This window comes from Streptomyces sp. NPDC126499, from assembly GCF_040302485.1.
Taxonomy (GTDB): Bacteria; Actinomycetota; Actinomycetes; order Streptomycetales; family Streptomycetaceae; genus Streptomyces.
This window is the reverse complement of sequence record NZ_JBEOUO010000012.1, coordinates 1-26,504: the sequence shown is the minus strand read 5'-3', so window position 1 is coordinate 26,504 and position 26,504 is coordinate 1. Positions and strand designations below refer to the sequence as shown.

The window sequence follows — 26,504 nt, the reverse complement described above, 5'->3', positions numbered from 1 at the left end:
GTCAGCTGGTCCAGAACTCCCACCAGCGGGTCAGGATCAGCATGCCGATGATCCCGATGTGCAGCACCGGCAGCGCGAAGGTGAAGTCGCCCAGGAAGCCCTTCACTGCGGCGGGCGCGGGCAGCACCCCGCTCCGCACGTTGTGCGCGGTGACGTACCAGAACATGGTGATCGTGGCGCACCAGGCCAGACAGCACCACAGGCACAGCGAGTTGATCTCGTACAGCGACTGCTGCATCAGCCAGGTGCAGAAGCCCACGCCGAACAGCATGCCGGCGTTCAGTCCGAGCCAGAACCAGCCCCGGTAGCGGGCGCCGGCCAGCAGACCCACGCCCACCGCGACGACGGCGGCGTACGTGACGAGCCCGAGCAGCGGGTTCGGGAAGCCGAACACCGCCGCCTGCTCGCTCTTCATGATGTTGCCGCAGGAGACGACCGGGTTCAGGCTGCAGCCCGGCTGGAACCCCGGGTCCTCGGCCAGCTTGATCTTGTCGATCGTGATCACCCAGCCGGCCAGCACACCGGCCGCGCCCGTCACCACGAGCATCCAGGCGAAGGCCCGGCCCGCGCCGATCCCCGCGCCGCCCGCCCGCCCGGCTTCCCGCTGCTGCCGCTGACCGGGCACCGGGCCCCGTACGTTGACCGTCGCCATCAGGCCGCCTCCCGCCCGCTCAGCCCTGGATCCGGCTCACCGGCACCGCGATGTGGGCCGAGTTCCGCACGGTCTCGTCGGCGGTGATGAAGGCCTGCAGGCGGTCCTCGGGGATCGGCACGCCCGGCTGCGCGTCCGGCCACGGCACGACCGGCACCATCAGGATGACGTGACCGTTCTCGTAGGCCGCCGCCTGCCACTCAGGCGACACCGGGCACTGCGCGTTGGTGAACGGCAGCGTCAGCACGGCCCGCTGCGCCTCGACGAGCAGGTGCGCGCCGATCCCGCGGTCCTGACCGGCGTCGACGACGGTGCCGCCGATCGGCACGCCCATGCCCTCCAGGGTCTCCCGCAGCTCCGCCTCACCGGCCTCGGGGCCGTGCAGGCCGTCCCCGGTCGAGTACACCATCAGAAAAGGCGTGGCGGGCATGTCGTCGGTGGGCCCGAGGATCCACGAGATGACGGTGAGCGTTCCCATGGAATGGGCGCTGTGCGCCAGGGCAACGGCGTTGGAAGTGGTCATGAATCCGGATGCTAGGGGACGAACACGGGCCACCCTCCACCGAATTCACTCATTCGGCCGACATTCCGTCCTGTGGCATTTCCGGCGCAACGAACCGGCGTTTTCCTCGTTGTGCCCGGGGGGCATCCGTCGTCGAAGGAGATCGCTCATGATCGTCCCGCGCCGCGTGGCCTTGCGGTCTCTTTTCGCCCTGGCCGTCACCGCCTTCACGGGCGGTGCCCTGGCCCGGATCGCCGGCGCGCCACCGTCCGGGCGCGAACCGGGCGGCCCGTCGGCCTCGCCGGGTGACCCGTCGGCCTTCGACGAGATGTACGGCGGCCGGCGCATCCAGGGCCGCACGGGGCCGCACGGCGAGCCGGTCGTCCTCGTCGACGGCCGGCCGCTGCACCTGATGCGCTGCGCCGACGGCGGCTACGTCAGCCCGATCGACCACTACGCGTCGTGCCCCACGCCGCTGGCGGCCACCCGCGCGGCCGTGGACGCGGCCGGGCCCGCCCCGCTGAGTCGCTACGCCGCCGCCCACGGCGTCCGTCCGGGAGGGAGCCCGCGTGGCGTACACGCGTAAGAACCAGCGCGATCTGACGAGCGCCGAGCGCAAGCGCTTCGTGTCCGCCGTGCTCGAACTCAAGCGGACGGGGAAGTACGACGACTTCGTCCGCACCCACATCGACCACTACGTCGCCGACGGCGAGGGCAAGCTGCGGGTGGCGCACATGTGCCCCAGCTTCCTGCCCTGGCACCGCAAGTTCCTGCTGGAGTTCGAGCGGGCGCTGCGGCTGATCGACCCGTCGGTGACCGTGCCGTACTGGGACTGGACCCGGGACAACACCCCGGCCGCCTCGCTGTGGAGCGAGGACTTCCTCGGCGGCAACGGCCGGCGCGGCGACCTCCAGGTCATGACGGGGCCCTTCGCCTACGCGGGCGGCCGGTGGACCGTCCGCCACAACATGACCGAACAGCGTTTCCTCAGCCGTGACTTCGGCCGCCCGCACGACCCGATCACGCTGCCGACGGCCGAGCAGGTGGAGGAGGTGCTGCGCGAGCGGGTCTACGACACGGCGCCGTGGAACTCCACCAGCGGCTCCGGCTTCCGCAACCGCCTGGAGGGCTGGGCGCAGGGCACGGGCAACGACCGCTTCCGGCTGCACAACCGGGTGCACCGGTGGGTCGGCGGTCTGATGCTGGGCGGGGCCTCGGTCAACGATCCGGTGTTCTGGCTGCACCACGCCTTCGTCGACCTGCTGTGGTCCCGCTGGCAGGCCCGCAACCCGGGCGCCGGCTATCTGCCGAAGGACCCGCCGCCGCTGGGCGATCCGCAGCACCGCAAGGTGGCCGCGCTGCACGAACGGATGGGCCCGTGGAACGTGACGCCGGCGGAGCTGCTCGACCACAGCACGATCTACCGCTACGCGTGAGGTCCGCTCCGGTGCGGGCGCCCTCGTGACGCGTCCCCCCGGCCCGCTGGGGCCGGGGGGACGCGTCGTCCTACAGGGAGGGAGGCGAGAGGATCAGCCGCCGTAGCCGCCGTCGCGGTGGTCGCCGTTGTGGCCGCCGTCGACGTTCGCGCACTGGTTGCCGAAGGCCGGGTTGATCAGGCCGACGAGGTTGACGGTGTTGCCGCAGAGGTTGATCGGCACGTGGATCGGGACCTGCACGGCGTTGCCGGAGACGATACCGGGCGAGTTTGCGGCGACGCCCTCGGCGTGCGAGTCGGCGACGGCCAGGCCGGCTCCGCTGAGGGCAACGGCACCGGTGCCGGCGATGACGGCGGCAGCCTTCGCGATGCGAGACATCAGGAACTCCTTGAACGTGGAAAGCGACCGAGAGAATCACGGCCACGTATGTCCTTCAACGGCGTTATGGCGTTCGCGTCACGGCCATTGCGCCGATCGGGAGGGAAACGAACGAACAATCGGAAGAGATGGCCCGCGGACCACCTTCACCCGCCGTCGGATACGGCGGAGCGAACCGTGGTCAGCGGGCCGCGGCCATGCGACAAGCCTTCCGGTGCAACGAGTCGAGACCCCTCGGGTGGCGGGAAGAATCGTGTCTTCACCCGCCGGGTCCCTGGTCGCACAAAAGGCCGTCTCCGGAAATCCGATCTCCGGAAGGCCGTTTTCGACTAGGAGGGCGCCAGGCCCAGCTGCGGGTCGAGAGCGCCGTTCAGCGCGGGGGTGAGGACGCCGACCTGCGGGACACCGAGCTCCGGCAGGCCGAGGTTGTCGCCCTGGGGGGCGTGCACCGGGTTGCCGACGGTGGCTCCCGGCGTGACGGCCTTCATCGCGGAGCGGGGGCTGGTGAGCGCGGCGGTGCCGGGCTCGCTGTCCCTGAGGACCTCGGGCAGGGGCGCCGCGATGTCGGTCTCGGACAGGGTGCTGTCGAGCGGGATACGGGGCAGGGTGGCGTCCGGCAGGCCGCCGGTGCCCTGGTGGAAACCGGTGGGGGCGCCGGGGATGGGGGTGGGGACGCCCGTGGCGACCGAGGGGGCGTCCATCGGGAGCACCGGCTCCAGGCCCTGGAGCGGGACGATGACGGGCGCGTCGGCGGAGGCGGGGGACGCCAGGGCGGCGGAGGCGAAGGCGGCGGCCAGGAGGCCGAGGCCGGCGTGAGATCGCAGATTCATGTCCTGCAAACGAGTTGTGGGGGTGTTTCGTGACGGCATTCCCCTGAGTGCAGCAACACTCGGGCCCCCACCGGTGAGAGTGGGGGCCCGGATTGACGTCACGTCAGCGTGCGGTGTCAGTGCCTGCCACGTACGAGTCGCCCGCCGCGCAGGTACATCAGGGTGCCGCCGACGAGGAGCGCGACGCTGATTCCCGCGGCTCCCATGAGGGCGGCGGAGTCACCACCGGTGTCGGGGAGGTGGGGGTGCTCACCGGGGTGGGTGGGGTTGCCGGGGGGCGTGGGGTTGCCCGGGTGGGTGGGGTTGCCGGGCGGGGTGGTGCCGCCGGGGCCCTCGCAGCCGGGACCGTTCCCGCCGTCCTCACAGCCGGGCTCGTCCGGCTTGGTGGGCGGAGTGGACGGGTTCCCCGGCGGGGTGGACGGGTGACCGGGTTCGCAGTCAGGACCGGTCTCGCCCTCCTCGCACTCACCGGGCTCGTCCGGGTGGGTCGGCGGAGTGGACGGGTGCCCCGGCGGGGTCGACGGGTGACCGGGCGGGGTCGACGGGTGTCCCGGAGGAGTGGACGGGTGTCCCGGCGGGGTCGACGGGTGCCCCGGCGGGGTCGACGGATGACCGGGCGGGGTGGTGCCTCCGGGGCCCTCGCAGCCGGGACCGTTCCCGCCGTCCTCACAGCCGGGCTCGTCCGGCTTGGTCGGCGGGGTGGACGGGTTTCCGGGTGGGGTCGACGGGTGACCGGGCGGGGTCGACGGGTGGCCCGGCGGGGTGCTGGGGTGCTGCGGCGGGGTCGACGGGTGGCCGCCGGGCTCTTCGTCCCCGTAGCCGTCGGGGTCGTCGCCGCTCGGTCCCCGGACCGACTGGAGCGCCTGCCGGCAGATGTCGCCGACCGCCGCGGCGGCGTGCTCCCCCAGGTGCGCGTGGTCGCCGCAGATGTCGGCCGGAAGGGGTCCCGGTGCGTGCCGGGCGCTGCCGGGTCCCGGGGAATCACCCGTGGCCGCCGCGGAGTTCACGGTCAGGGCGAATCCGCCGGTCAGCGACAGAAGGCCGGTCGCCGCCGCGGTGATGAGCATTTTCCTGCTGATGATGGATCGCATACCGCTCTTCCTCTGGGACAGGGAGAGACCGGCGAGGATCCCCCCTCACTCCGTCCGGCCCTTCCCACGCCGTCCGACTGCGTGGGAATGGCGTGAGCGTAGGAACACGGACCGGGCGCGGGGTCGAGGCCACACGGCGGGAAATCCGAAAATCATTCAATCGGACGCCGAGGGAGGGCAGAGATGTGGCCCTGGCACCGAAGTCACCAGGGCCTTGCACAACAGGGTCGTCGACCGACCGTCAGCCACCCAGCGGGCCGGCCCCCACCGGAAGACCGCCGAGCAGCGAGGGGCCGCCCTGGCCGGACTGGTTCAGCTCGGTCGCGGCGTCGGTGACGGCCTTGACGGGGGAGCCTTCCGTGGTGCTGCTGAGCGCTTCCGTCGTCAGCCCGCTGCCGGTGAGGGAGCCGAGGCCGTCCAGGCCCGCGGGAAGCATCGACTCCGCGGCCATCGCGGGCGCGGCGACGCCCAGGGCCATCACAGAACCGGCGACGGCCGCGGCAACCTTGGTGGGCTTCATGAGGAAAGTCCTTCCTTCTGTGTGCAAGTCGCTTGTGTGACAGGCGCCTTGAGGGTTTCCCGTGCGCCGTCACGCCTTCTGTAACGAGGGGTGCGGCGCCCGGAAACTCCGGCGGCGGGGATTTCTCGACACTGCACCCGAACGATGAGGACCGGTGTGATGAGCACAGGAAAGGGCCGTGCCCGCCCAGAAGTCCTGGGCGGGCACGGCCCGTATGCGCCCGTTCGCGACGGCTAGCGGTCCGGCATCACCGGCACCGCCGGCATCGCGGGCTTGGCCGGCATCACCGGCACCGCCGGCATCGCGGGCTTGGCCGGCACCGCCGGCTTCACCGGCTTCACCGGCAGCTCCGGGGTGGACGGCGGCTTCACCGGCAGTTCAGCGGTGGCGGGCGGCGCCGCCGGCTTCTCCACCGGTGCCTGGGCCGGCGCCTGGGCCGGAAGCTGACCCAGGCCCGTCATGCCGGGCAGGTCGGGCTTCGGGATCCCGCCCAGGGCGAGGGTGGACATGACCAGGTCGACCAACGCGTTCAGGGTGTTGCCGACCGTGTCGACGACACCGGTCGGACCGACCGAGGAGACAGCGGCGAGAAGGTCGGCGATCGCCTTCTGCACCGTCGCGAGCCCGTCCCCGATCGGATCGGCGGCGGCCGCGGCCTTCCCGACGGCGGGGCCCGCGGGGAACCCGGCCGGGGCGGCGGCCTTCGCCGCGTCGACGGCGGCTTTTATCTCCGCCCTGAGCGCCTCGGCGTCGACGGCCGAGATCCGCCCGTCGTCGGCCTTGAGCGCCTCCGCCCGGGCGAGGAGCGCGGAGGAGTCGGGCAGCTGGAGTCGGGGGCCGGCGTGGGTGGCCGGGCGGGGCGGACGGAGTTCGTCGGCGACGGCGGGTCCCGCCGTGCCGAGGGTGAGGACGGCGCTTATCGCCAGGACGGTGAGGCGGCGCGAGGCCTGGGGACGCATATGTGTTCCTTTTCCTTATGCGTCGGACAACTTCTCCGCCACCGTGCCTGCGGCTATAGCGCTCCGCAACCGCAGAACTACTGAGCGCCACGCCTCCGTTCGAGTGAATCACCCCGCGCGACCTGCCCCTCTCGGGGGCGTACGCCGTTGCACCGGACGGCGCACGAGGGTGCGACCGAACGAGTCACCACACGGTGAGCAGACGGCGAAAGGCCGGCGCGGCACCCCGTCAGGGGCGGCGCGCCGGCCTCGGAAGGACCACGATCCGGCGTGCGAGATCAGGCGTTGACGCAGGTGTTGCCCCACGTCGGGTTCAGGGCGGCGATGCCGTTGACCGTGTTGCCGCAGATGTTGATCGGGACGTGCACGGGGACCTGGACGAGGTTGCCGGACAGGATGCCGGGAGAGTTCACGGCCGCGCCGGCGGCACCGGAATCGGCGGCGGCGACACCGGCCGCGCCGGCGACAGTGGCGGCGGCACCGACGGAGAGTGCGACAGCCTTCGCGATACGGGACATGGAGAACGTCTCCTCGATCGTTTTGCTACTCGGACGGCACGGACGGTTTCGCCCGGCTCCTTCATCAACGCCGCCGCATTTCGTCCGTTGCTCTCCCGAACGGGTGACGTTCAACCGATCTTTGGGCCATAAGAGCGTCATTCGAGTGACTGGGCCGAGAAAGGCGCAACACGCTCAACGAGGAACCTGTCTCCCGGATACGGAAGTTAGGGTTTCCGGGTATCTCATGCTTACTATCGCCCGACTCGGGGGTTATAACGTTCCCGAACGTTGCTTTCCGGCCCTTCGCGCGTTCATCCATTCAGCGCGGACGACACCATCCTCTCCCCCGGTCTCCACGGGTCTTCCCTTCCTTCTCTCATCAAAGCGGAGAACCTGTATGCGGAATTCAGCGGTTCATGCCGTACGTCGGGGTCTGGTGTGTGCTGTGTGTGCTGGACCGCCTCGTACCGCGACGCGGAGGGCCGGCGGCACCGACCGCCTTCCCCGGGACGCGAACAGGCGGCCCGGGCTCGTCGCCCAGGGCGGCGAGCGGGGGACCTCCGGGGACCACCTCGCGGTGGAAACCGGCCGGGGGGAGAGCGTCACGCGCGGCGTGATCCCCGATTCCGCGCATTCCGCGGACGACCTGATGAACTCCAGCATCACGGAACCGGGCGCACGTCGTAGGGAACGACTGCCCGCCCGTCCGAACACCCTGGGGTACGACTCCGACGTCTTCGATCTGCGGGGGGCGCTGCGCCATGGGGCCGATCGTTTCCACATCCGCCTCGGGAGCCGGAAGGACGCCGTCCGGCGCGGCGCGCTCTTCCTCCCGGCGGACGTCCGGCGGGCGGACGCCCGAGGCTGACGTGCGCCCGGAAGCGCCGCGCCCTGACGTCCTGCACGCGGTCCAGCCCGGCGACGGCGGAGTCGCCCGGGTCGTCACGGACCTGGTCCGCGCGCAGCTCGCGGCGGGCCTGTGGGTGGCGGTGGCCTGCCCGCCCGGCACCGAACTCGCCGCGATGGTACGGGCGGAGGGCGCCGACACGTACGACTGGCGTGCGGGCCGCGACCCCGGCCCCCGCCTGCTGCGGGAGACCCGCGACCTCGCACGCCTGATCCGTACCGTACGGCCCGCACTGGTCCACGCCCACAGCGCCAAGGCCGGCCTGTGCGCCCGGCTCGCCCTGCGCGGACGGGTGCCGACGGTCTATCAGCCGCACGCCTGGTCCTTCGAGGCGGTCGAGGGCACGACCGCCGCCCTCGCCCTCCGCTGGGAGCGCTGGGCGGCCCGCTGGTCGGCCGCGATCGTCTGCGTCAGCGAGGCCGAGCGCCACACCGGCGAAACGGCCGGGGTCCGGGCCCGCTGGTCCGTCATCCACAACGGCGTGGACACGGCCCGCTTCGCACCACCGGAGCCCGGCGAGGCCTTGCCGGCCGTGCCGGCCGGGCTGACGGGGGCGACCGCCTCGGCCGTCGCCGCCGTGCCGGCCGGACCGACGAGGTCGACCCCCTCGGCCGTCGCCGGCGTGCCCGCCGTCCCGGCCGTGCCGGGGCAGGGGCACCCCGAAGGGCCGCCTGCCGTCGCTGCCGAAACCGACGCCGGCCGGCCGGCCGTGGACGCCGACGCCTCGCGACCGGGCGGGTCCGGCGCCGGCCCCGGCGAGACCGCCCCTGGGCCCCTCGTCGTGTGTGTCGGGCGGTTGTGCCGCCAGAAGGGGCAGGACGTGTTGCTCGCCGCGTGGCCCGCGGTGGTGGCGCGGGTACCCGGGGCGCGGCTCGTGCTGGTGGGTGACGGTCCGGAGGCGGAGCGGCTGCGGGCGGCCGCACCGGCGTCGGTGCGGTTCACGGGGGCCGTCGCCGATCCCGCGCCCTGGTACCGGGCGGCCGATGTCGTCGTGTTGCCCTCCCGCTGGGAGGGCATGGCGCTGGCGCCGCTGGAGGCCATGGCGTGCGGGCGGCCGGTGGTGGTCGCCGACGTGGACGGGGCGCGGGAGAGCCTGCCGCCCGGTCACGAGGAGCCGTGTCTGGTCCCGCCCGAGGACCCGACGGCGCTCGCCGCGGCGCTCGGCCGCCTTCTGGGCGGGCCCGACCTGCGGCACTCGCTGGGCCGTCAGGCCCGCGAGCACGTACTCAGCAGATTCGATGTGCGGCGCACCGGCGCGGCCGTCGCGGAGCTCTACCGCGAAGTGGCCGGAGTGCGGTGCACGGAGCACAGAGAGCCGATCGCACAGTGACGACCGAAAGCACCAGCATCCCTCCCTCGCCGGGCTCCTGGCCCTCCGCGGGCCAGGTCCCTCCACTCGCCTCCCTCACCTCGCCCCGCGGCGCCCCCGACCGCCTCGCGCTGCCGCCACGCCGGCGGCCGGCCCGGGGCCGACCGGCCGCCGCGCCCCTGGTCGCGGCCGACGTGTTCGCCGTCCTGCTCGCCGTGTGCCTGCTGTCCGCCGCGCACCGGCGCTGGGACCTCGCGCTGTTCGTCGGGGCGCTCGTCGTGCTGCTCGACGGCCGGGCCGGCCTCTACCGCCCGGTGGTCGTGCTCACCGGCGTCCTGGACGACCTGCCCGCGCTGGCCTCCCGCGCCGGGGTGGCCTGGTGCGTGACGGCCGCGGCGGTGGCCGCGTACGCCCCGGGGCTCGCGCTCGGACCGCTGCGGCTGTGTGCCGCGTACGGCACGCACGTCGTGGCCGTGGCCGTGCTGCGCGGACTCGTCCAGGCCCGTCGGCGGCGCGCGGCGCTCGCGCATCCGCGGTCGGCGCTCGTGGTGGGGGGTCCGGGCGCGGCGCAGCGGTTCGCCGCCGCGCTCGTCCAGCACCCCGAGTACGGGATCCGGCCGGTCGGGATCGTCGGGGCGCGGCCGGACGGCGAACGCCCGGGCGACGAGCCGGGCCTTCCGGTGCTCAGCACCACCGAGGAGATCCACCGGGCCGTCATCCAGAACACCGTCCGCGACGCGGTCTTCCTCACCGAGGACGACGGTCTGCTGACCCTCTTCCAGCAGTACGGCTGCACCACCTGGCGGATCGGCGGCGGGCCGGCCGGGGCCGCCGGGGCGGCGATGGGCGACCACCTGTGGGGCTACGGCTGCCGGCGCCTGGTGCCGGTGGGCGAGCGGCCGGGGCTCACCGCCAAGCGGGTCCTGGACGTGGCGCTGGCCGCGCCCGCGCTGGCGCTCGCGCTGCCGGTGCTGCTGGTGTGCGCGCTGGCGGTGCGGATCGCGGACGGGCCCGGGGTGCTGTTCCGGCAGGAGCGGGTGGGGCAGAACGGCCGGCTGTTCACGCTGCTGAAGTTCCGTACGCTGCGGCCGGCCGACGAGACCGAGTCGGCGACGCGGTGGAGCGTCGCCCACGACCACCGGATGAGCGCGGCCGGGCACTTCCTGCGCAAGACCTCGCTCGACGAGCTGCCGCAGCTGTGGAACGTGCTGCGCGGCGACATGAGCCTGGTCGGTCCGCGGCCCGAACGTCCGTACTTCGTCGGTCAGTTCAGCCGTATCCATGCCGGATACGCGGCGCGGCACCGGATGCCGGTGGGGCTGACCGGGCTCGCGCAGGTGCACGGTCTGCGCGGCGACACCTCGATCGAGGACCGCTGTCGCTTCGACAACCACTACATCGACCACTGGTCGCTGTGGCAGGACGTGTGCATCCTGCTGCGCACGGCGGCCGGTCTCGTGCGACCGACGGGAAGCTGACGATGACCACGGCCGTGACGGTGCCGCTGCCGGGCGCCGGTCCCGAGGCGCGGGACCGTCGTCCCGACGTACGGGAACGCCGCCTGGAGGCACGGGACTGGGCGCGCAGAGCCGGGGCGTTGTCCCCGGTCCTCGCCGTGATCGCGCTGCTGCTGGTCCCGGGCGGCGGAGGCGCGCAGGGCGGGACGGGCGGGACGGGAACGGTCGCGGACGCCGCATCGGGGCTGCTGGTGCTGGTGTGTCTGGTGCGGGTGCTGCGCAGTGGTGCCCGGCCGCTGACCCGGACCGCGGCGGTCGTCCTGGGCCTGCCGGTGCTCGGCATCTGCCTGGCCGCGATCACCTCCCACGACCCCGGCGCCAGCCTGCCGGGTGTCGCCCGGTACCTCCAGGTCTTCGTCCTGGTGCCGGTGGCCGTGCTGCTGATGATCCGGGACCGGCGGGACTTCGCCGTGGTGGCGTGGGCGCTGGTCGGGCTCGCGCTGCTGCAGGGCGCGGTGGGCGTGGTGCAGTACCTGACGGGGACCGGGGCCTCGTACCAGGGCGAGGACGTCCGGGCGGTCGGCACGTTCGGGGCGACCGATGTGATGGGCATGGCGACGGTCGTCTCGTACGGCCTGGTCGTCGTCACCGGTCTGGCGCTCGGCGGTCGGCCCGGGCGGGCGCGGACGGTGGCGCTGGTCTGCGCGGGGCTCCTCGTCCTCCCGCTGGTGCTCTCCTTCAGCCGGGGCGCGTGGATCGCGACCGTGCTGACGTGTGCGATCCAGCTGGTCCTCTCGGGCCTGCGGCGGGCGGGGCGGGTCGCGCTGGTGGTCGGGGCGCTGGCGGTGGTGCTGGTCGGCGGGCTCGGCGTCGGCTCGGCGATGGTGAAGGAGCGGGTCGCCAGCATCACGCAGGTCACGGCGGCGCCGGACCAGTCGGTGACCGACCGGTACACGATGTGGGCGGCGGCGGGCCGGATGTGGCGTGCGGAGCCGCTGACGGGCGTGGGCCTGAAGGGTTTTCCCTCGTACCGCGACTCGAACGCCTCGCTCGCGCTGTCCTCCGGCAGCGACACGGCCGGCGCCGGCGCCGGCTTCGCCCGGCAGCCGCTGCTGTCGCCGCACAACATGTACCTGCTGGTGCTGAGCGAGCAGGGCCTGATCGGTCTGCTCGCGCTCGCGGGCAGCTGGGTGGCCCTCCTGGTGGCGGCCCTGCGCCGGCGCCGGCTCGGCGCCGAGTGCGCGCTGGTCGCGATCGGCCTGCTGTCCTGGCAGCTCATCGACTTCTTCTACGCGGACATCGGGGGCCCCTCGACGGTGCTGGTGTCGGTCGTGTTCGGCCTGGCGGCGTGGTGGTCGCTGGCGGAGGTGCGGCGTGCGTGACCCCTGGGCAGGTTCCCAGGACCCGACGGACACCACCCCCGCCCGGGGCGGCCCCGCCCCGTGGCCGCCTCCCGGGCCGGACGAGCCGGTCGTGTCCGGCGCGCCCGCCGACCCGCCGCCGGACGGGGCGGCACCGGACGCACCGCCCTCGGGACCTCCCTGCGGGCGCGCCGACGTCCCGTGGCGACGGCCCGCGCCGCCGGCGCCGTCCGACGGCTCCGGTCAGGGACCGCTGGACCCGTGGACCGGGGCGGAGGCGGCGCCGGCCAACCCGGTGGACGCGCTCTGCGGCCTGCCGGGGCACACCACGGAGGCACCGCCCGACCCGTGGGCGGCGCTCACCGCCACCGGCCCCGACCACGATGACGACCGCGACCGCGACCGCGACCGGCCGCAACGGCCGGCGCCGTCCGGCGACTCCGGTCCCGGACCGCTGGACCCCTGGACCGGGGCCGCGGCGGCGGAACCCGTGGACGCGCTCTGCGGCCTGCCCCGGCACGTCACGCGCACGCACGTCGTCCGCACCTCCTCCGGGTCCGCGCCGGCCGAGCCCTGGGGGCCGGTCGCCGGCGGTGCCGAGACCGTGGCCGATCCGTGGGCGGCGAGCGCGACGGTGGGGGCCGTGGACGCGCTGTGCGAGCTGCCGCCGTACCGGCAGATCGCCGGGGTCGGGGTCGGGGTGACGCGACGGGCGGCGGTGGTCGGCGGCGGCGGGATCAGCGGTCACTCGGTGCCGGGCGAGGCCCGGCGCCCGTTGCTCGGCGGACGGCCGCTGGGGCACGGCGCCCGGCCCGTGCCGGCCGAGCCGCCCGCGTCCACCGGCCGGGCCCGGCACGCGCGCCGGTCGTCGGGGCGCTTCCTGCTGCGGGCCGCCGTGGTGACGGCGGCGCTCACCGCCGTGGGGGCCGTGCTCGGGCTCGTACGGGACCAGATCCTGGCGGGCTACTTCGGCGCCGGTGCCGAGACCGACGCGTTCCTGGTGGCGTGGACGGTGCCGGAGTTCGCGTCGACGCTGCTCATCGAGGACGCGATGGCGCTGATCCTGGTGCCGGCGTTCTCGCGGGCCCTCGCGCGCCGCACCGGCACGCCGTTCGGGGACCCGGTCCGTGCCCTCGTACGGGCCACCCTGCCCCGGCTCGTCATCGGCGTCGCCGCCGTCTGCGCGCTCCTCGTGGTCGCGGCCCCGTTCCTGGTCGCCACGCTGGCGCCGGGGCTCCCCGACCGGCAGCTCGCGGTGGACTGCACCCGCCTCACGGCGACGTGCGTGCTGTCGTTCGCGCTCGCCGGATACTGCTCGGCGGCGCTGCGCGCGCACGGCTCGTTCCTGCCGCCGGCCGCGATCTACGTGGCCTACAACGTCGGCATCATCGGGACCACCCTCGTCCTGCGGGAGCCGCTCGGCGTGCGGTCCGCCGCCACCGGGGTCGCCGTCGGCGGGGTTCTGATGGTGCTGGTCCAGGCGCCGGCGCTGCTGCGGGAGCTGCGCAACAGGCCGGCCCCGAAGGAGGATCCGGTCGCGCCGCCGCCGGGCGAGACGCGGCTCCTCGTCCTCGGGATGATCGCGCCGGTGGTCGTCTTCGCGCTGACCCGGCAGTCGCAGATCCTCGTCGAACGGTTCCTCGCCTCCCCGCTGCCGGCCGGCGCCATCTCGCATCTGAACTACGCGCAGAAGGTCGCGCAGATGCCGATGATCCTGTCGCTGATGCTGTGCACGGTCAGCTTCCCCGTCGTCGCCCGCGCCCTCGCGGCCGGTGACAAGGAGGAGGCCCGGCGCCGCGTGGAGCGGGACCTGCTGCTCGCGGCCGTCGTCGTCCTCGTCGGCGCGTCGACGGTGATCGCCGCGGCCCCGCAGATCGTCGGGATCCTGTTCCAGCGCGGCGCGTTCGACGCCGGTGACACGGCCGCGACCGCCGCCGTGATGCGGGTGTACGCGCTCGGCCTGCTCGGTCAGACGATGGTCGGCGCCCTGGTCCGCTGCTACTTCTCGGCCGCCCGCCCGCTCTGGTACCCGGCGCTCGCCATGGGCACCGGCCTGCTCGCCACCGCCGTCACCGGCGTGGTGGCCGCCCGTCTGTGGGGCGCCGTCGGCATCGCGGGCGCCAACGCGCTCGGCATCACCCTGACCGCCGTGATGCTGCTGCTCGGCGCGCACCGCCAGTCCGTCCCGGTGGACGTCCGCCGGCTCGGCGAGGGCCTGCTGCGGCTGGCCACCGCCGGCGCGTGGGCCACCGGCGCGGGCTGGCTGTGCTCGCTGCTCGTCGGGCCGCCCGCCCTCTCCCTGGCCCTCGCCGTCCTGGCGGTGGCCGGCGTCTTCCTGCTGTTCCTCGGGCGCGGCGCCAAGGCGCTCGAGATCCCGCCCCTGCCCCGTACTCCCCGCCGAAGGACTTCACATGCCCGCCGCCGCGCTGCGTCGTCTGCTGCCGAAGCCTCCCCTGTGGGTGGCGATGTACCACTCGATCGCGGAGGTGCCCGATGACCCGTACCGGGTGACGGTCTCCCCCGTGCGCTTCGCCCGCCAGCTGCACTGGCTGCGCGACCGGGGTCTGCGCGGGGTGTCCGTGCGGGAGCTGCTCGCGGCGACCGCCGAAGGGCGGGAACGCGGCCTGGTGGGGCTCACCTTCGACGACGGGTACGCGGACTTCCTGGAGTCGGCGGTGCCGCTGCTGCGCCGGCACGGCTTCACGGCGACCGTGTACGTGCTGCCGGGGCGGCTCGGCGGGGACAACGCCTGGGACACGGACGGGCCGCGCAAGCCGCTCCTGGACGAGGACGGCATCCGGCGGGCGGCCGCGGCGGGCATGGAGATCGGCTCGCACGGGCTGCGTCACCTGCCGCTCGCCGAAGCCGACGACGCCACCCTCGCCGCGGAGACCCGGCGGAGCCGGGAGCTGATCGAGGAGATCACCGGCGAGCGGGTGGACGGCTTCTGCTACCCGTACGGGTCGGTCGACGCGCGGGTCGTCCGGGCCGTCCGCAAGGCCGGTTACGCGTACGCCTGCGCGATCGACCCGGGCCCGCTGTCCGGTACGTACGCGCTGCCCCGCGTCCACGTCGGCGAGGAGGACACCGCGTGGCGGCTCACCGCCAAACGCTTCCTGCACCCGCTGCGGCGGCGCCGGCCTGCCGATCTGATCCCGGCGCAGGACGGCCCGGCCCGGAGCGTCCTGTCATGACGGCACACCACGGGAGGGCGGACGGCATGACGGGCGACGGCACGACGGCGGAGGGAACGGCGACGGACGGCATGACGGGCGACCGCGCGACGGAGGGGACGGCGACGAACGGCATGACGGGCGACGGCGTGACGGACATGATGCGTGTCAGCGTGACGGCGGAGGACGACGGGCCCGGGCTCAGGGTCCTGCACGTGATCACCGGCCTCGGCATCGGCGGCGCCGAACAGCAGCTGCGGCTGCTGCTCCGTCACCTCCCCGTGCAGAGCCGGGTGGTGACCCTGACCAACCCCGGCGCGGTCGCCGAGGGCATCGAGGCCGACGGCACCCCGGTCGTCCACCTCGGCATGACGGGCAACCGGGACGTCGGCGCGCTGCCCCGGCTCACCCGGCTGATCCGGCAGGGCGGTTACGACCTCGTGCACACGCACCTGTACCGGGCGTGCGTGTACGGCCGGCCGGCCGCCCGGCTCGCGGGCGTGCGGTCCGTCATCGCGACCGAGCACTCCCTGGGCGACGTCCAGATCGAGGGCCGGCCGCTGTCGGCGGGCACCAGGGCCCTGTATCTGGCGACCGAGCGCCTGGGCACCGCCACCGTCGCCGTCTCGCCGAGCGTGGCCCGCCGGCTCGCCGCCTGGGGCGTGGCCCCGTCCCGTATCCAGGTCGTCCCGAACGGCATCGAGACCGACCGCTTCGCCTTCGACCCGCGCGCCCGCGCCATGACACGAGCGGCGCTCGGCCTGCCCGCCGACGCGTTCGTGGTCGGCGGGGTGGGGCGGCTCGCGGCCGGGAAGCGGTTCGACCGGCTGGTACGGGCGGTGGCGGCGGTCCCGGAGGCGCGGCTGCTGCTCGTCGGCGAGGGCGACCGGCGGGCGGAGCTGCTGCGGCTCGCCGAGGAGTGCGGGGCCAGGGACCGGGTGCTGCTGCCGGGCGCGTTCCCCGATCCGCCGGCGCACCCGGCGGGCGGCCGGCCCGAGCTGCCGTCGCTGCTGGCCGCGATGGACGTCTTCGTGTCCACCTCCCCCGACGAGGCCTTCGGTCTCGCGATCGTCGAGGCGCTGGCCGCGGGCCTGCCGACGCTGTACGCGGCCTGCCCGGCGATCGACGACCTGCCGCCGGACGCGGTTCCGGGCGCGCGCCGGATCGGGCCGTCCGTGCCCGAGCTGACCGGCGCGCTGCGTGAACTGCGCGCGGCACGGGACGTCCGGCCGGACCGGCTGCCGCCCCCGGAGGCCCTCCGGCGCTACGACATCGCGCACAGCGCCCGGCAGTTACTGTCCCTCTACCGGCGGGCCGTCCACGGCCCCCACGTACCCGTGCCCCGTCCTCCCGCGACCCACCTTCCCGTGAAGTGAGAGCTGCACCATGACCAGGATCCCGCCACGTCCCTCCCTCCTCACCCCGGCGCGCTGGATGGTGCTGCCGGCCGCCGTGCTCGCCGGCGCGGCCCTCGGCGGCGGCTACGGCGCCGTGAAGACCCCGCAGTACGCGGCGACCAGCTATGTCATCGTCGTGCCCGGCGAGAAGTCGGACCCGTCCGCCGCGCTCGGTTTCGCCCAGGCGTACGGGCGGGTCGCCACGGACATCGCGGTGACCGGCGACGCCCAGGTGTGGGCGGGCGTCTCGGCGGACACGCTGCGCTCCGGCGTGCAGGCCTCGACCTCGCCGGACGCGCCGATGATCTCGATCACCGCGCGGTCGGCGAAGCCGGCGACGGCGGTGTCGATGGCCGACGGGGTGGCCCGCGCGCTCGTCGTCAACAGCACGCACGCCGCCGGGAGCACGGGCGTGAAGGTCGTCCAGTTCTCGCGGGCGACGAAGCCGGTCGACCCGGTGTCGCCGTCCGCGTCCCTGTCGGCGCTCGTCGGCGCCTGCGCGGGCGGGCTGCTCGGCGGACTGGTGCTGCTCGTCCGGCCGAAGCGGCCGGCGCGGGCGGAGGCACGGCACTCGCGGCAGGGCACGGCAGCGGTGCCGGGGCCGTCGACGGCCTCGCAGCAGCCGGAACCGGAGGCGGTGTGACCGGCGGCCCCCTGTCCACGGAAGCGCGCACCGGGCCGCGCCGCAGGAGCCGCGCCCTCGTGCGTGGCCGGTTCGCCGCGGCGCCGGGCGGCGGGCTGCGCACCGAGGTCTGCCGGGACGGCGCCTGGTTCGGCCGGCTGGGGCCCGAGTGGACGGCGCTGTACGGCCGCTGCTCGGCGGCGACGCCGTTCCAGGCGCACGCGTGGCTGCACTCGTGGTGGCTCTCGTACGGGCGGCCGGGCGCCCTGCGGGTGGTCCTGGTGCGGCGGGCCGACGGCACGCTGGTCGCGGCGGCGCCGCTGATGCGGGCGGCCGGTCCGCTGCCGGTGCTCACCGCGCTCGGCGGCTCGATCACCGACTTCTCCGACGTGCTGGTCGACGACGGCTGCCCGGAGGCGCTGCCCGCGCTGGCCGGCGCGCTCGCCCGGCTGACGCGGGGCGCGGTGCTCGATCTGCGCGAGGTACGGCCGGGGGCGGCGGCCGAGCGGCTCCACGCCGTGTGGCGCGGGTCCCGGCGGCGGCTCGCGGACTCGCTGTGCCTGGAGCTGCCGGCCGCGCCGATGGACGTCCTGGTGAAACGGCTCCCGTCGAGCCGGGGCCAGCGGGTGCGGGCGAAGCTGCGCAAGCTGGACGCGCTCGGCATCGACGAGCGGATCCTGGCCGGGCCGGAGGTGCCGGCCGCCCTGGAACGGCTCCTGGAGCTCCATCGGCGCCAGTGGCAGGGCCGGGGCGTGACCCCCGAGCACACCAGCGCGCGCTTCGCCCGGCATCTGACGCGGGCGGTGCGGTCGATGGTCGAGTCGGGGAACGCGATGGTCACCGAGTTCCGGCTCGACGGCGAGGTGGTGTGCGTGGACCTGACGCTGAGCTCGCCGCGGCTCGCCGGCGGCTACCTGTACGGGGCGGATCCGGTCCTGCGGGCCCGCAAGGTGGACGTGGCGGCGATGCTGCTGCGGCACGGGGCGCGCGAGGCCGACGCGAGCGGCCGGACCACGCTGAGCCTGCTGCGGGGCGCCGAACCGTACAAGCACCACTGGCGGCCCGAGACGGTGCCGAACCAGCGGCTCCTGCTGGCGGGCCGGGCCGCGGCCCCGCTGCTGTGGCTGCGCGCGGGCGCGGCGGCGGGCCGGCGCTGGGTGGCCGGGCAGGCGCGGGAGCGGGAGTGGCTGGGGCGGATGCTCGGCCGGCTCGCGACGCGGCTCCGCCGGACGGCGAACGGCGGCGGAGGATGAGCTCCTCCGCCGCCGCGGCGGACCGTCGGTGACGGTCAGAAGGGCCAGACCCCCGTGAGGGTCCCCTTCAGGTCGAGGTCCAGGTCGTCCTTCCAGGTCTCGGTCGGGACGCAGACCGGTCCGCCGAGCCAGCTCTCCACCCACGTACCGAGGTTGACGGTCCAGCAGGCGGGCTTGGGCTCAGGCTTCGGTTCCGGCTTGGGCTCGGGCTTGGGCTCAGGCTTCGGTTCCGGCTTGGGCTCGGGCTTCGGCTCGGGCTTCGGTTCCGGCTTGGGCTCGGGCTTCGGCTCGGGCTTCGGCTCAGGCTTGGGCTCGGGCTTCGGCTCGGGCTTCGGCTCAGGCTTGGGCTCCGGCTTCGGTTCCGGCTTCGGCTCAGGCTTGGGCTCCGGCTCCGGCTCGGGCTTGGGTTCCGGCTTCGGTGCCGGCTTCGGCTCGGGCCCCGGTTCCGGGAGCGCCGGGTCCGCGGGGTCCGGGAAGTCCGGGATCTCCGGATCCGGGAAGTCCGGGATCTCCGGGTCCGGGAAGTCGGGGATCTCCGGGTCGGGGAAGTCGGGGATCTCCGGGAACTCCGGGTCCTCCGGATCGGTGGGCTCCACCGGGTCCGTCGGCTCGGTCGGCTCCGTCGGCTCAGTGGGCTCGGTCGGCTCCGTCGGCTCGGTCGGCTCCACCGGGTCCGTCGGCTCCATGCCGTACAGCATCTGACGGAACACCTGCGAGGACCGCGGATTGTCGTCGCACTGCCAGACGCCGTGCGGGCAGTAATCCGTGATCGTGTGGTACAGCGGCCTGTGCTCCTTCATCCATTCGAGCATGCGCCGCATGTATTCGGGGTTGTCCCCGTTCCGGAACAGGCCCCATTCCGGGTACGAGATCTGCTTCCCGTGCTCGGCCGCGAAATCGACCTGCGCCTGCAGCCCGTACGGCTCGCTGACGTGTTCGTCGAAACGGGACCCGGGCGGCTGGTCGTAGGAATCCATGCCGATGATGTCGACGACGTCATCGCCCGGATAGCACTCCGTCCACGGAACGGCGTCCCGGCCCCGGCTCGGGTTGAAGTCGAAACGGAACTTCTGGCCCGGCACGGAGCGCATCGCGGTGACGATGCGCGTCCAGTACTTCTTCCACGCCGTCGGGTCCGGCGCGCACCGGTGGGTGTACGTCGTGCCGTTCATCTCCCAGCCGAGGACGAGGACCGTGTCGGTGGCGTCCAGGTCGACGAGCCGCTGGGCGAGGGTACGGAAGTGGTGGTCGTAGTAGCCGGCCGCACCGAGCTGGAGCTGGCGGCGGACCTCGTAGTCGGAGACTCCGGCCTCGTTGCGCTCCAGCATCGGCACGTTCAGGACGAACAGGCGGTCCTCGCGCTCGTTGCGCCAGGCGGCCCAGGCGTCGAGGAAGCCGGGCGGGCCCTCGATGTTCGACCAGCGGTCGCCCGGCAGGTAGGTGTGGCCGACGCGCAGCTCCCGGCCGCCCAGCCATCGTTCCAGCTGGCCGATCCGGGCCACCCCGAGCGGTCCGGATTCGAGAAAGGCCCCCATCGCGCTCGACAGAGTCGGTTGGGGGCCCCGGGTCGTTACGGATTCGGATTCGGTGGCCTGGGCGCGCGCTTGATCGTACGCGTGTGCTGGAGACGACAGTACGACAGAACCCGATGCGAGGAGACCGGCAGTGAACACCCCCAGCCATACCCTCGAAGTTCTCCGCTTTCTGTCGGCCATGGCAGCTCCTTCTCTCTCACGCCCCGTGATGGACCGTCAGTCTGATGTTCCGAAAGTATTCCTAATAAGCCGACCGGGAACGCGGCTTGGATCTGTTCCGTCGCCCGTTAGAGGATTTCCGCTCGCCCAGTTGGGGCACCCGAGACGAAGGACATGCCGTGCCGAGTTTTGACACCCGCGTCCCCGCGGTCCTGGTGCGGCTCGACCCCGACCCCTTTCACCACGGCACGCTCGGCGCCGCGCGGTCCCTGGGGCGGGTGGGCATCGCGGTCCACGCGGTGGTCGAGTCGCTCTCCAGTCCGGTGGTCCGCTCCCGCTACCTCCGCGGTGCCCACGCGCGCCCCGCCACCCCCAGTCCCGCCGCGCTCACCCGTCTCCTCCTGCGCATGACGGACGAGCTCCAGGGCGCGCCGTCGCACCCCCCGGTGCTCGTCCCCCTCGACGACATCACCGCCCTGTTCCTCGCCGAGTGCCGGCCCGAGCTCGCCGGCCGCTATCTGCTGCCCGAGCAGTCGCCCGAGCAGCTCTCCCGCGTCGCCGACAAGGCCCAGCTGGCCCTGACCTGCCGGGCCCTGTCCCTCCCCCACCCCCGGACCGAACTGCCCACGAGCGCCGACGAGGCCGCCGCCATGGCGTGGTCGCTCGGGCTGCCGGTGGTCGCCAAGTGGAGCCGCCCCTGGCTGCTTCCGGCCGGCGGCGGGCTGCGCGGCACCACGATCGTCGGCTCGCTCGCCGAGGTCCGCGAGCTGTACGCGCGCATCCCGCAGGCCGGCAGCCGGCTGCTGCTCCAGGAGCTGCTGCCGGCCGGGCGCGGCCTCGACTGGTTCTTCCAGGGGTACGTGGACTCCGCCGGCGGCTGCTCGACCGGGGCGACCGGCCGCAGGGACCGCTGCTGGCCCGACGGGGCCGGGCTCACCGCGGTGGGCCGCTGGACCGCGAACCCGACGGTCGACGGCATCGCCCGCCGGTTCCTCTCGGCGCTCGGCTACCGGGGCGTGTGCGACCTGGACTTCCGGATCGACCGGACGACCGGCGCCTACCACCTGCTCGGCTTCAACCCGCGGCCCGGCGCCGAGTTCCGGCTCTTCGCCGACCGGGCCGGGCTCGACGTGGTCCGGGCGATGCACCTGGACCTGACCGGCCGTCCGGTGCCCGCGCACCTGCCCGCGTACGGGCGCCGTTTCGTCGTCGAGAACTACGCGGCGCTGTCCTGGCTGAGCTCACCCGGTCGGCGGTGCGCGGCGCAGCGGCGGGGCGGCGGCGAGACGGCCTGGTTCGCCGCCGACGACCCGCGTCCGGCATTCGCGATGCTGCGGGCCTGGCTCGCCCACGCCGTACGCAAGGGGCTGCCGGCGCTCCGCCGCCTGCTGCGGTCCGGCCGCCCGGCCCGGCGGCACCGGGCCTCCCGGAAAACGGCCGGCCCCGGGGAGCGTGTGCACGCTCCCCGGGGCCGGCCCCCGTCCGAAGGGACGCCCGACGTCAGGCGTTGATGCAGGTGTTGCCGAAGGCGGGGTTCACCGCGGCGATGACGTTCACGCTGTTGCCGCAGATGTTGATCGGAACGTGGATCGGAGCCTGGACCACGTTGCCCGACACGATGCCCGGCGAGCCAACGGCCGCGCCCTCGGCGTGCGAGTCGGCCATCGCGGGAGCGGCGGCACCCAGGGCCATGAGCAGACCGGCGACGGCGACCGCAGCCTTCTTGCACTTCATTTCGTCTGAATCCTTTCTGCGGCGGAAGAAAATGCACGGCTTTCGTGATGTGCGGGCGCACTGGCGTGCCCCCGCCTTCCGCTGCACAGTTCACAACGACCCTGCCACGAAAAGGAAACCACATCGTCCTCAGACAGCACTTTTTCACCCCATTGCCTCGGACGGTCGACGGCCGATTCCTGGCGTCGGGTTCGGGTCAGCGCGGCCAGATCGGCGTCCGCGTGAGGCGCTCCCACTCCCGGTCGGGCATGCCGGGCACCGTACGCCCGTCCAACTCCCATTGGCGGGCCAGCGCGGAATAGAGGGGAAACGGTTGTCGATCGACGGGTGGCGGGTCGGCCACATATCGGCTCTTCGGAATGAAGGCCATCCGCTCCCATTTACCGGGATCGGGTGCCATATTCGCTCCTTCCGCTCAGGTTTTCGCATCATGACACAGCCGCCGCCGGAGAGTGATTCGAACACTCCATGTCGCGTCGCGTACCTGTGTGCGACCCTGACCGATTTAACGTTTCGGCATGAATTCCTCTCCCTCTCGCTCCCGGCGGCGCCCGCTCCGCGCTAGACGGCTGCTGCTCCCGTGCACGGCGCTGGCCGTCCTCGGTGCGGGGGCGCTCGCCGCCGCACCGGCCCCGCTGCCGGCCCCCGACAAGGGGCTCAACATCCTTCTCGTCGGCGTCGACTCGCGGAAGAACGTCACGCCCGCCGAGCGGATCACGTACAAGATCGGGAACAAGGACTGCGACTGCACCGACGTGATGATGCTGGTGCACGTCTCGGCCGGGAACGACCGGGTCAGTGTGGTCAGCCTGCCCCGGGACTCGCTCACCGAGTTCCCCGAGCACGTCGACCGGCGCACCGGCGAGACGCACGCGCCGCACCAGGCGAAGCTCAACAACGCCTACCGCGAGGGCGGGCCGCTGTTCGCCATCGAGATGGTCGAGGCGATGACCGAGCTGCCCGTCCACCGCTACCTCGAAGTCGACTTCCGCCGGTTCATGGACACGGTGGACGTCGTCGACGGCGTGCCGGTCTGCACCAGCGCCCACCTGAAGGACCCGGTCACCGGGCTCGACCTGACCCCGGGCACCCGCAGGGTCCTCGGCGGCGAGGCGCTCCAGTACGTCCGCTCGCGCAAGGCGGACGGACAGGCCGACTTCGGACGGATCAAGAAGCAGCAGCTCTTCGTGGTGAACACGCTGCGCGAGGTCCGCACCCGTCTGTTCCACGACGCCGACTGGCTGCGCTGGTTCGCCGAGACCCTGCGCGGCCAGGAGAGGACCGAGCGCGGGATCAGCGCGCCGGACCTCCTGGCGCTCGCGAGCCGGCTGCGCGGCCTCACCCCCGAGCACACCGAGTTCGCCACCGTCCCGATCAAGACCGTCAACCCGCTGATCCCGGGCGTCGGCGCGACGGTCTCGTGGGACGTGCCGTACGCCGACGAAGTCTTCGCGCGGCTGCGCGCCGACCGGAAGCTGCCGGAGCCGAAGCCCACCCCGCAGAGCGAGACCCCGCTCGGCGAGTACCGGCGCACGGGCGGCGAGACCCTCCTCTGCGCCTAGCCGCCCGGGGCTCGGGGCCCGGGCGGGGCTTCAGCGGGACAGCTTGCGGCCCAGTTCGGCCGGGTCCGTCGTCGGCGCGTCGCACACGAAGTGCCGGCAGACATAGGCGGCGGCCGCCCCGTCGACCAGCGGCCGGTCCTTGAGGAGCGGGAACTCCTCGCCGTCGGGCGTTCCGGTGGCGAGCACCGCTCCCGGGGCGGTGCCGTGCAGGGCCGTACGGCGCAGGGCCTGGAAGCCCTCGTCGTCCGGGTCGCCGACCACGGCCACCTCGCGCGGCCCGTCGAGCAGGGCCTCGGCGACGGCCAGGCCCCAGCCGATGAACCGGGGGGCGCGCGGCCCGAGGGCCCGGACCACGCCGAGGGCCCGCTCGGCGGCGGACCGGTGGGCGTCGGAGCCGGTGTGCGCCGCGTAGGTGAGGAGCGCGCCGGCGGCCGCGGTCCAGCCGGACGGGGCGGCGCTGTCGGTCGGGTCCTGGGGGCGCCGGATGAGCCGCTCGGCATCGTGGGCGGTGTCGTAGAGCGCGCCGCCCTCGGCGGTGAACCGGTCGAGGACGATGTCCAGGAGGAAGCCGGCGAACTCCAGCCACACGCCCTCTCCGGTGACGGACGCGAGGGCGAGGAAGCCCTCGGCGACGTCGGCGTAGTCCTCCAGGACCCCGGCGTTGGCACCCGCCCGGCCGTCCTTGGAGGTACGGGTGAGGCGGGCGGCGTCGTCGAGGTGGAGCCGGACGAGCAGGTCGGCGGCCTCGGTGGCCCGCTCGACCAGGTCGGGGCGGTCGAGCAGGGCGCCGGTCTCGGCGAGGGCGGCGATGGCGAGCCCGTTCCAGGCGGCGACGATCTTGTCGTCGCGGCCGGGACGGGGGCGTTCCTCGCGGGCGGCGAGCAGCCGCCGCTTGATGGCGGCGATCCGCTCGGCGTCGGCCGGGCCGGCGGCCTGCGGGAGCTGGAGCACGGAGGAGCCGTGCTCGAAGGTGCCCTCCTCGGTGACGCCGAAGTACCGGGCGGCGTAGCGGGCGTCGTCCTCGCCGAGCACGGTGGCCAGCTGCTCGGGCGTCCACACGTAGTAGGCGCCCTCGACGTGCCGGCCGGTGCCGTCGTCGGAGTCGGCGTCGAGCGCGGAGGCGAAGCCGCCTTCGGGGGTGCGCAGTTCGCGGACCATGAAGTCGGCGGTCTCCAGCGCGACCCGGCGGGCCAGTTCGCTGCCGGTGGCCCGCCACAGGTGCGCGTACACGCGGCAGAGCAGGGCGTTGTCGTACAGCATCTTCTCGAAGTGCGGCACGACCCACGCGCGGTCGACGGCGTAACGGGCGAAGCCGCCGCCGAGCTGGTCGTAGATGCCGCCGCGGGCCATCGCCTCGCAGGTGTCGGCGGCCATCTGGAGGGCGCCCTCGGCTCCCGTACGGGCGTGGTGGCGCAGCAGGAACTCGAGCACCATCGACGGAGGGAACTTGGGCGCGCCGCCGAAGCCGCCGGAGGTCGCGTCGTACTCGCGGGTGAGGCCGAGCAGGGCCTGGGCGAGCTCCTGCTCACCGGGGACGCCGTCGCCGCCGAAGGCGAGGGAGCGGGCCGAGAGGTCCTTGACGATCTTCCCGGCGACCTCGCCGACCTCGTCCCGGCGCTCGGCCCAGGCGCGGGCGACGCCGTCGAGGACGTCGGAGAAGGACGGCATGCCGTGCCGGGGCTCGGGCGGGAAGTAGGTGCCGAAGTAGAAGGGCGCCGCGTCCGGGGTGAGGAAGACGGTCATCGGCCAGCCGCCCTGTCCGGTGGCGGCCTGCACGGCCTCCATGTAGACGGCGTCGACGTCGGGGCGCTCCTCGCGGTCGACCTTGACGGCGACGAAGTGCTCGTTGACCAGGGCCGCGGTGGCCTCGTCCTCGAAGGACTCGTGGGCCATCACATGACACCAGTGGCACGAGCTGTAGCCGACGCTGAGCAGCACCGGAACGTCACGCCGCCGGGCCTCCTCGAACGCCTCGGCCGACCAGGGCCACCAGTCGACGGGGTTGTCGGCGTGCTGGAGGAGGTAGGGGGAGGTCTCATGGGCCAGTCTGTTCGGCATGTCCCCATCCTCGCGCACGCGGCGAAAGACCGCCCGTACGCCACGGGTGGACGGGGCGCGGGCGGGGCAGTCATACACGGGGAACGGCCCCGTTCCTCGCACTGGCTCTGCGAGGAACGGGGCCGCTTCCGTCGGGCTTCTTCAGCGGTGATGCCGAGATCAGCCGCCGACGTTGCCGTTCTGGGAGAGGACCTCGCCCAGGATGTGCGACAGCGCGTCGTCGCCCTTCTGCTGCACGGAGTTCTGGGTGCAGGTCTGGTTCGCCATCGGGTTGCCGAGGACGTCCTGAACGGCGATCGGGACGGCGATGATGCCGATCGGCACCTGCGCCTGAACCTTCTGGATGTCGAAGCAGTGCAGGACGCCACCGTTCACGAGACCGAAGTTCGGGCTCATGTAACCACCGGTGGAGTTGCTGCCGATGGACTGCTTCGACTGGTTGCCGATGATGTTGGCGCTGCCGCCGTCGTTGCCGGCCGCCATCGCCGTGGTCGCGGACATGCCAGCGACGGTGGCCGCAACAGCAGCGGTAGCAAGAACCTTCTTGATCACGAGTCTTCCTTCTTGAGCTCGATGGCCCGGAACTGCTCCGTTGACCGAAGCGTCCTGATCAACTGCCCCGGAAAGGATTGGTTCCGGGGCGTCACCCGGACGCGGTATTCGGCACATGAACGCCATCGGACGGGCGGTCGACGGCCTTTCGTTCGGTCAGTTTCCTTAACCGGCAGATCCCTTGGGATCACTGGGCCGTGCGGCAGGTCCCTCGCGCGGACGGGTGCCACGCAGGACACTGAGGTCCGGACTGTTCGAATGCGGCGGAGGGGGACGCGGATGCGGGACGGGGACCGGGCCGAGGCCGAGCGACTGTGGGAACGGGCCGTGGAGGAGGAGGTGCGGCGCTCGGGGGGCCGCCTCGACGCGGCGGCGCTCCGCTCGCGCGGCCGGGCCGCCCTGGACACCATGGCGGCGTCGGCGGCCGAGGAGTACGCGGCCTATCTGCGGGCCGTCGAGGCGGCGGAGGCGGGCCCGGCCGCGGCCGATCTGGCGACCCCGGCCGTGGTGACGGCCGTCGCGGCCGCCGCCGCGGTCGGCGGCGACCTGGCCCTGGG

Annotated in this window: 27 protein-coding genes; 14 read left to right on the top strand and 13 right to left on the bottom strand. The window is 73.7% G+C overall.

Annotation, left to right across the window (positions count from 1 at the left end; all coding sequences use genetic code 11):
* Position 1 precedes the first annotated feature (1 nt).
* Together ABTZ91_RS19335 and ABTZ91_RS19330 are read right to left on the bottom strand one after the other, a co-directional pair.
* The gene (locus ABTZ91_RS19335; RefSeq protein WP_352078390.1) at positions 2-652 is read right to left on the bottom strand and encodes a vitamin K epoxide reductase family protein; all 651 of its coding nucleotides are present in this window, start codon (positions 650-652) and stop codon (positions 2-4) included.
* Between the two features lie 19 nt (positions 653-671).
* Entirely contained in the window at positions 672-1,175 is a 504-nt protein-coding gene (locus ABTZ91_RS19330) for a DUF5949 family protein (protein WP_352078389.1), read from the bottom strand.
* A gap of 148 nt (positions 1,176-1,323) precedes the next feature.
* Between ABTZ91_RS19330 and ABTZ91_RS19325 the strand changes: the two genes are divergently transcribed.
* Together ABTZ91_RS19325 and ABTZ91_RS19320 are read left to right on the top strand one after the other, a co-directional pair.
* On the top strand, positions 1,324-1,740 hold the full coding sequence (locus ABTZ91_RS19325) for a tyrosinase family oxidase copper chaperone (protein WP_352078388.1): 417 nt from the start codon (positions 1,324-1,326) through the stop codon (positions 1,738-1,740).
* Positions 1,724-2,590: a tyrosinase family protein gene (locus tag ABTZ91_RS19320; protein ID WP_352078387.1), complete on the top strand. Its 867-nt coding sequence runs from the start codon at positions 1,724-1,726 to the stop codon at positions 2,588-2,590. The genes ABTZ91_RS19325 and ABTZ91_RS19320 overlap by 17 nt, the downstream gene beginning before the upstream one ends.
* A gap of 93 nt (positions 2,591-2,683) precedes the next feature.
* On the opposite strand, the gene ABTZ91_RS19315 is transcribed toward ABTZ91_RS19320, so the two are convergent.
* The 6 genes from ABTZ91_RS19315 to ABTZ91_RS19290 form a co-directional block, all read right to left on the bottom strand.
* Complete coding sequence (locus ABTZ91_RS19315) at positions 2,684-2,968, bottom strand: chaplin (RefSeq protein WP_352078386.1); 285 nt, start codon at positions 2,966-2,968, stop codon at positions 2,684-2,686.
* 329 nt (positions 2,969-3,297) lie between these two features.
* Positions 3,298-3,798 (bottom strand): hypothetical protein, encoded by a 501-nt coding sequence (locus ABTZ91_RS19310; protein ID WP_352078385.1) that lies wholly within the window; start codon positions 3,796-3,798, stop codon positions 3,298-3,300.
* 116 nt (positions 3,799-3,914) lie between these two features.
* Positions 3,915-4,889: an LPXTG cell wall anchor domain-containing protein gene (locus tag ABTZ91_RS19305; protein ID WP_352078384.1), complete on the bottom strand. Its 975-nt coding sequence runs from the start codon at positions 4,887-4,889 to the stop codon at positions 3,915-3,917.
* 241 nt (positions 4,890-5,130) lie between these two features.
* The gene (locus ABTZ91_RS19300; protein ID WP_352078383.1) at positions 5,131-5,409 is read right to left on the bottom strand and encodes a hypothetical protein; all 279 of its coding nucleotides are present in this window, start codon (positions 5,407-5,409) and stop codon (positions 5,131-5,133) included.
* A 233-nt stretch (positions 5,410-5,642) separates the two neighbouring features.
* On the bottom strand, positions 5,643-6,368 hold the full coding sequence (locus ABTZ91_RS19295; RefSeq protein ID WP_352078382.1) for a hypothetical protein: 726 nt from the start codon (positions 6,366-6,368) through the stop codon (positions 5,643-5,645).
* Between the two features lie 278 nt (positions 6,369-6,646).
* Positions 6,647-6,886, bottom strand: coding sequence for a chaplin (locus ABTZ91_RS19290; RefSeq protein ID WP_352078381.1), 240 nt, complete (start codon positions 6,884-6,886; stop codon positions 6,647-6,649).
* A 631-nt stretch (positions 6,887-7,517) separates the two neighbouring features.
* On the opposite strand from ABTZ91_RS19290, the gene ABTZ91_RS19285 reads away from it, so the two are divergent.
* From ABTZ91_RS19285 to ABTZ91_RS19245, 9 genes are all read left to right on the top strand, one after another.
* A complete protein-coding gene (locus ABTZ91_RS19285) occupies positions 7,518-7,736 on the top strand; it encodes a hypothetical protein (RefSeq protein ID WP_352078380.1) in 219 nt (72 codons plus the stop codon).
* Position 7,737: 1 nt separating this feature from the next.
* A complete protein-coding gene (locus tag ABTZ91_RS19280) occupies positions 7,738-9,105 on the top strand; it encodes a glycosyltransferase (protein WP_352078379.1) in 1,368 nt (455 codons plus the stop codon).
* Entirely contained in the window at positions 9,102-10,562 is a 1,461-nt protein-coding gene (locus ABTZ91_RS19275; RefSeq protein WP_352078378.1) for an exopolysaccharide biosynthesis polyprenyl glycosylphosphotransferase, read from the top strand. The genes ABTZ91_RS19280 and ABTZ91_RS19275 overlap by 4 nt, the downstream gene beginning before the upstream one ends.
* Before the next feature lie 2 nt (positions 10,563-10,564).
* Positions 10,565-11,923 (top strand): O-antigen ligase family protein, encoded by a 1,359-nt coding sequence (locus tag ABTZ91_RS19270; protein WP_352078377.1) that lies wholly within the window; start codon positions 10,565-10,567, stop codon positions 11,921-11,923.
* A 793-nt stretch (positions 11,924-12,716) separates the two neighbouring features.
* Positions 12,717-14,399 (top strand): lipid II flippase MurJ, encoded by a 1,683-nt coding sequence (locus ABTZ91_RS19265; protein ID WP_352078552.1) that lies wholly within the window; start codon positions 12,717-12,719, stop codon positions 14,397-14,399.
* Positions 14,314-15,096 carry a polysaccharide deacetylase family protein gene (locus tag ABTZ91_RS19260; protein WP_352078376.1) on the top strand — a complete coding sequence of 261 codons (783 nt, stop codon included), beginning with the start codon at positions 14,314-14,316 and terminating at the stop codon, positions 15,094-15,096. The genes ABTZ91_RS19265 and ABTZ91_RS19260 overlap by 86 nt, the downstream gene beginning before the upstream one ends.
* A 140-nt stretch (positions 15,097-15,236) precedes the next feature.
* Positions 15,237-16,451, top strand: coding sequence for a glycosyltransferase (locus tag ABTZ91_RS19255; RefSeq protein ID WP_352078551.1), 1,215 nt, complete (start codon positions 15,237-15,239; stop codon positions 16,449-16,451).
* Positions 16,452-16,461: 10 nt separating this feature from the next.
* Positions 16,462-17,115 carry a lipopolysaccharide biosynthesis protein gene (locus ABTZ91_RS19250; protein WP_352078375.1) on the top strand — a complete coding sequence of 218 codons (654 nt, stop codon included), beginning with the start codon at positions 16,462-16,464 and terminating at the stop codon, positions 17,113-17,115.
* A 59-nt stretch (positions 17,116-17,174) separates the two neighbouring features.
* On the top strand, positions 17,175-18,347 hold the full coding sequence (locus ABTZ91_RS19245) for a GNAT family N-acetyltransferase (protein ID WP_352078374.1): 1,173 nt from the start codon (positions 17,175-17,177) through the stop codon (positions 18,345-18,347).
* 35 nt (positions 18,348-18,382) lie between these two features.
* On the opposite strand, the gene ABTZ91_RS34165 is transcribed toward ABTZ91_RS19245, so the two are convergent.
* A complete protein-coding gene (locus ABTZ91_RS34165) occupies positions 18,383-19,882 on the bottom strand; it encodes a glycosyl hydrolase (RefSeq protein ID WP_407077986.1) in 1,500 nt (499 codons plus the stop codon).
* 338 nt (positions 19,883-20,220) lie between these two features.
* Here ABTZ91_RS34165 and ABTZ91_RS19235 point away from each other — a divergent pair, with 338 nt between their 5' ends.
* Positions 20,221-21,552 carry an ATP-grasp domain-containing protein gene (locus tag ABTZ91_RS19235; protein ID WP_352078373.1) on the top strand — a complete coding sequence of 444 codons (1,332 nt, stop codon included), beginning with the start codon at positions 20,221-20,223 and terminating at the stop codon, positions 21,550-21,552.
* Here ABTZ91_RS19235 and ABTZ91_RS19230 read toward each other — a convergent pair.
* The gene (locus ABTZ91_RS19230) at positions 21,542-21,775 is read right to left on the bottom strand and encodes a chaplin (RefSeq protein ID WP_352078372.1); all 234 of its coding nucleotides are present in this window, start codon (positions 21,773-21,775) and stop codon (positions 21,542-21,544) included. The two genes, ABTZ91_RS19235 and ABTZ91_RS19230, sit on opposite strands and share 11 nt — an antisense overlap.
* A 196-nt stretch (positions 21,776-21,971) precedes the next feature.
* Positions 21,972-22,175 carry a hypothetical protein gene (locus ABTZ91_RS19225; protein WP_352078371.1) on the bottom strand — a complete coding sequence of 68 codons (204 nt, stop codon included), beginning with the start codon at positions 22,173-22,175 and terminating at the stop codon, positions 21,972-21,974.
* A 118-nt stretch (positions 22,176-22,293) separates the two neighbouring features.
* Between ABTZ91_RS19225 and ABTZ91_RS19220 the strand changes: the two genes are divergently transcribed.
* Positions 22,294-23,337, top strand: a complete 1,044-nt coding sequence (locus ABTZ91_RS19220; protein ID WP_352078370.1) for an LCP family protein — start codon at positions 22,294-22,296, stop codon at positions 23,335-23,337.
* Between the two features lie 30 nt (positions 23,338-23,367).
* Here ABTZ91_RS19220 and ABTZ91_RS19215 read toward each other — a convergent pair whose 3' ends face one another.
* On the bottom strand, positions 23,368-25,395 hold the full coding sequence (locus ABTZ91_RS19215; RefSeq protein WP_352078369.1) for a thioredoxin domain-containing protein: 2,028 nt from the start codon (positions 25,393-25,395) through the stop codon (positions 23,368-23,370).
* Between the two features lie 159 nt (positions 25,396-25,554).
* Complete coding sequence (locus tag ABTZ91_RS19210; protein WP_352078368.1) at positions 25,555-25,947, bottom strand: rodlin; 393 nt, start codon at positions 25,945-25,947, stop codon at positions 25,555-25,557.
* A gap of 279 nt (positions 25,948-26,226) precedes the next feature.
* Here ABTZ91_RS19210 and ABTZ91_RS19205 point away from each other — a divergent pair.
* Positions 26,227-26,504, top strand: a 278-nt coding sequence (locus tag ABTZ91_RS19205) for a hypothetical protein (protein ID WP_352078367.1), incomplete at its 3' end; no start/stop codon positions are given.

Bases quoted from the DNA above. Each gene is read 5' to 3' on its own strand.
- ABTZ91_RS19335 (WP_352078390.1), bottom strand. From the start codon at position 652: ATGGCGACGGTCAACGTACGGGGCCCGGTGCCCGGTCAGCGGCAGCAG.
- ABTZ91_RS19330 (WP_352078389.1), bottom strand. From the start codon at position 1,175: ATGACCACTTCCAACGCCGTTGCCCTGGCGCACAGCGCCCATTCCATG.
- ABTZ91_RS19325 (WP_352078388.1), top strand. From the start codon at position 1,324: ATGATCGTCCCGCGCCGCGTGGCCTTGCGGTCTCTTTTCGCCCTGGCC.
- ABTZ91_RS19315 (WP_352078386.1), bottom strand. From the start codon at position 2,968: ATGTCTCGCATCGCGAAGGCTGCCGCCGTCATCGCCGGCACCGGTGCC.
- ABTZ91_RS19310 (WP_352078385.1), bottom strand. From the start codon at position 3,798: ATGAATCTGCGATCTCACGCCGGCCTCGGCCTCCTGGCCGCCGCCTTC.
- ABTZ91_RS19305 (WP_352078384.1), bottom strand. From the start codon at position 4,889: ATGCGATCCATCATCAGCAGGAAAATGCTCATCACCGCGGCGGCGACC.
- ABTZ91_RS19300 (WP_352078383.1), bottom strand. From the start codon at position 5,409: ATGAAGCCCACCAAGGTTGCCGCGGCCGTCGCCGGTTCTGTGATGGCC.
- ABTZ91_RS19295 (WP_352078382.1), bottom strand. From the start codon at position 6,368: ATGCGTCCCCAGGCCTCGCGCCGCCTCACCGTCCTGGCGATAAGCGCC.
- ABTZ91_RS19290 (WP_352078381.1), bottom strand. From the start codon at position 6,886: ATGTCCCGTATCGCGAAGGCTGTCGCACTCTCCGTCGGTGCCGCCGCC.
- ABTZ91_RS19285 (WP_352078380.1), top strand. From the start codon at position 7,518: ATGAACTCCAGCATCACGGAACCGGGCGCACGTCGTAGGGAACGACTG.
- ABTZ91_RS19270 (WP_352078377.1), top strand. From the start codon at position 10,565: ATGACCACGGCCGTGACGGTGCCGCTGCCGGGCGCCGGTCCCGAGGCG.
- ABTZ91_RS19260 (WP_352078376.1), top strand. From the start codon at position 14,314: ATGCCCGCCGCCGCGCTGCGTCGTCTGCTGCCGAAGCCTCCCCTGTGG.
- ABTZ91_RS19255 (WP_352078551.1), top strand. From the start codon at position 15,237: ATGCGTGTCAGCGTGACGGCGGAGGACGACGGGCCCGGGCTCAGGGTC.
- ABTZ91_RS19250 (WP_352078375.1), top strand. From the start codon at position 16,462: ATGACCAGGATCCCGCCACGTCCCTCCCTCCTCACCCCGGCGCGCTGG.
- ABTZ91_RS34165 (WP_407077986.1), bottom strand. From the start codon at position 19,882: ATGGGGGCCTTTCTCGAATCCGGACCGCTCGGGGTGGCCCGGATCGGC.
- ABTZ91_RS19230 (WP_352078372.1), bottom strand. From the start codon at position 21,775: ATGAAGTGCAAGAAGGCTGCGGTCGCCGTCGCCGGTCTGCTCATGGCC.
- ABTZ91_RS19225 (WP_352078371.1), bottom strand. From the start codon at position 22,175: ATGGCACCCGATCCCGGTAAATGGGAGCGGATGGCCTTCATTCCGAAG.
- ABTZ91_RS19220 (WP_352078370.1), top strand. From the start codon at position 22,294: ATGAATTCCTCTCCCTCTCGCTCCCGGCGGCGCCCGCTCCGCGCTAGA.
- ABTZ91_RS19215 (WP_352078369.1), bottom strand. From the start codon at position 25,395: ATGCCGAACAGACTGGCCCATGAGACCTCCCCCTACCTCCTCCAGCAC.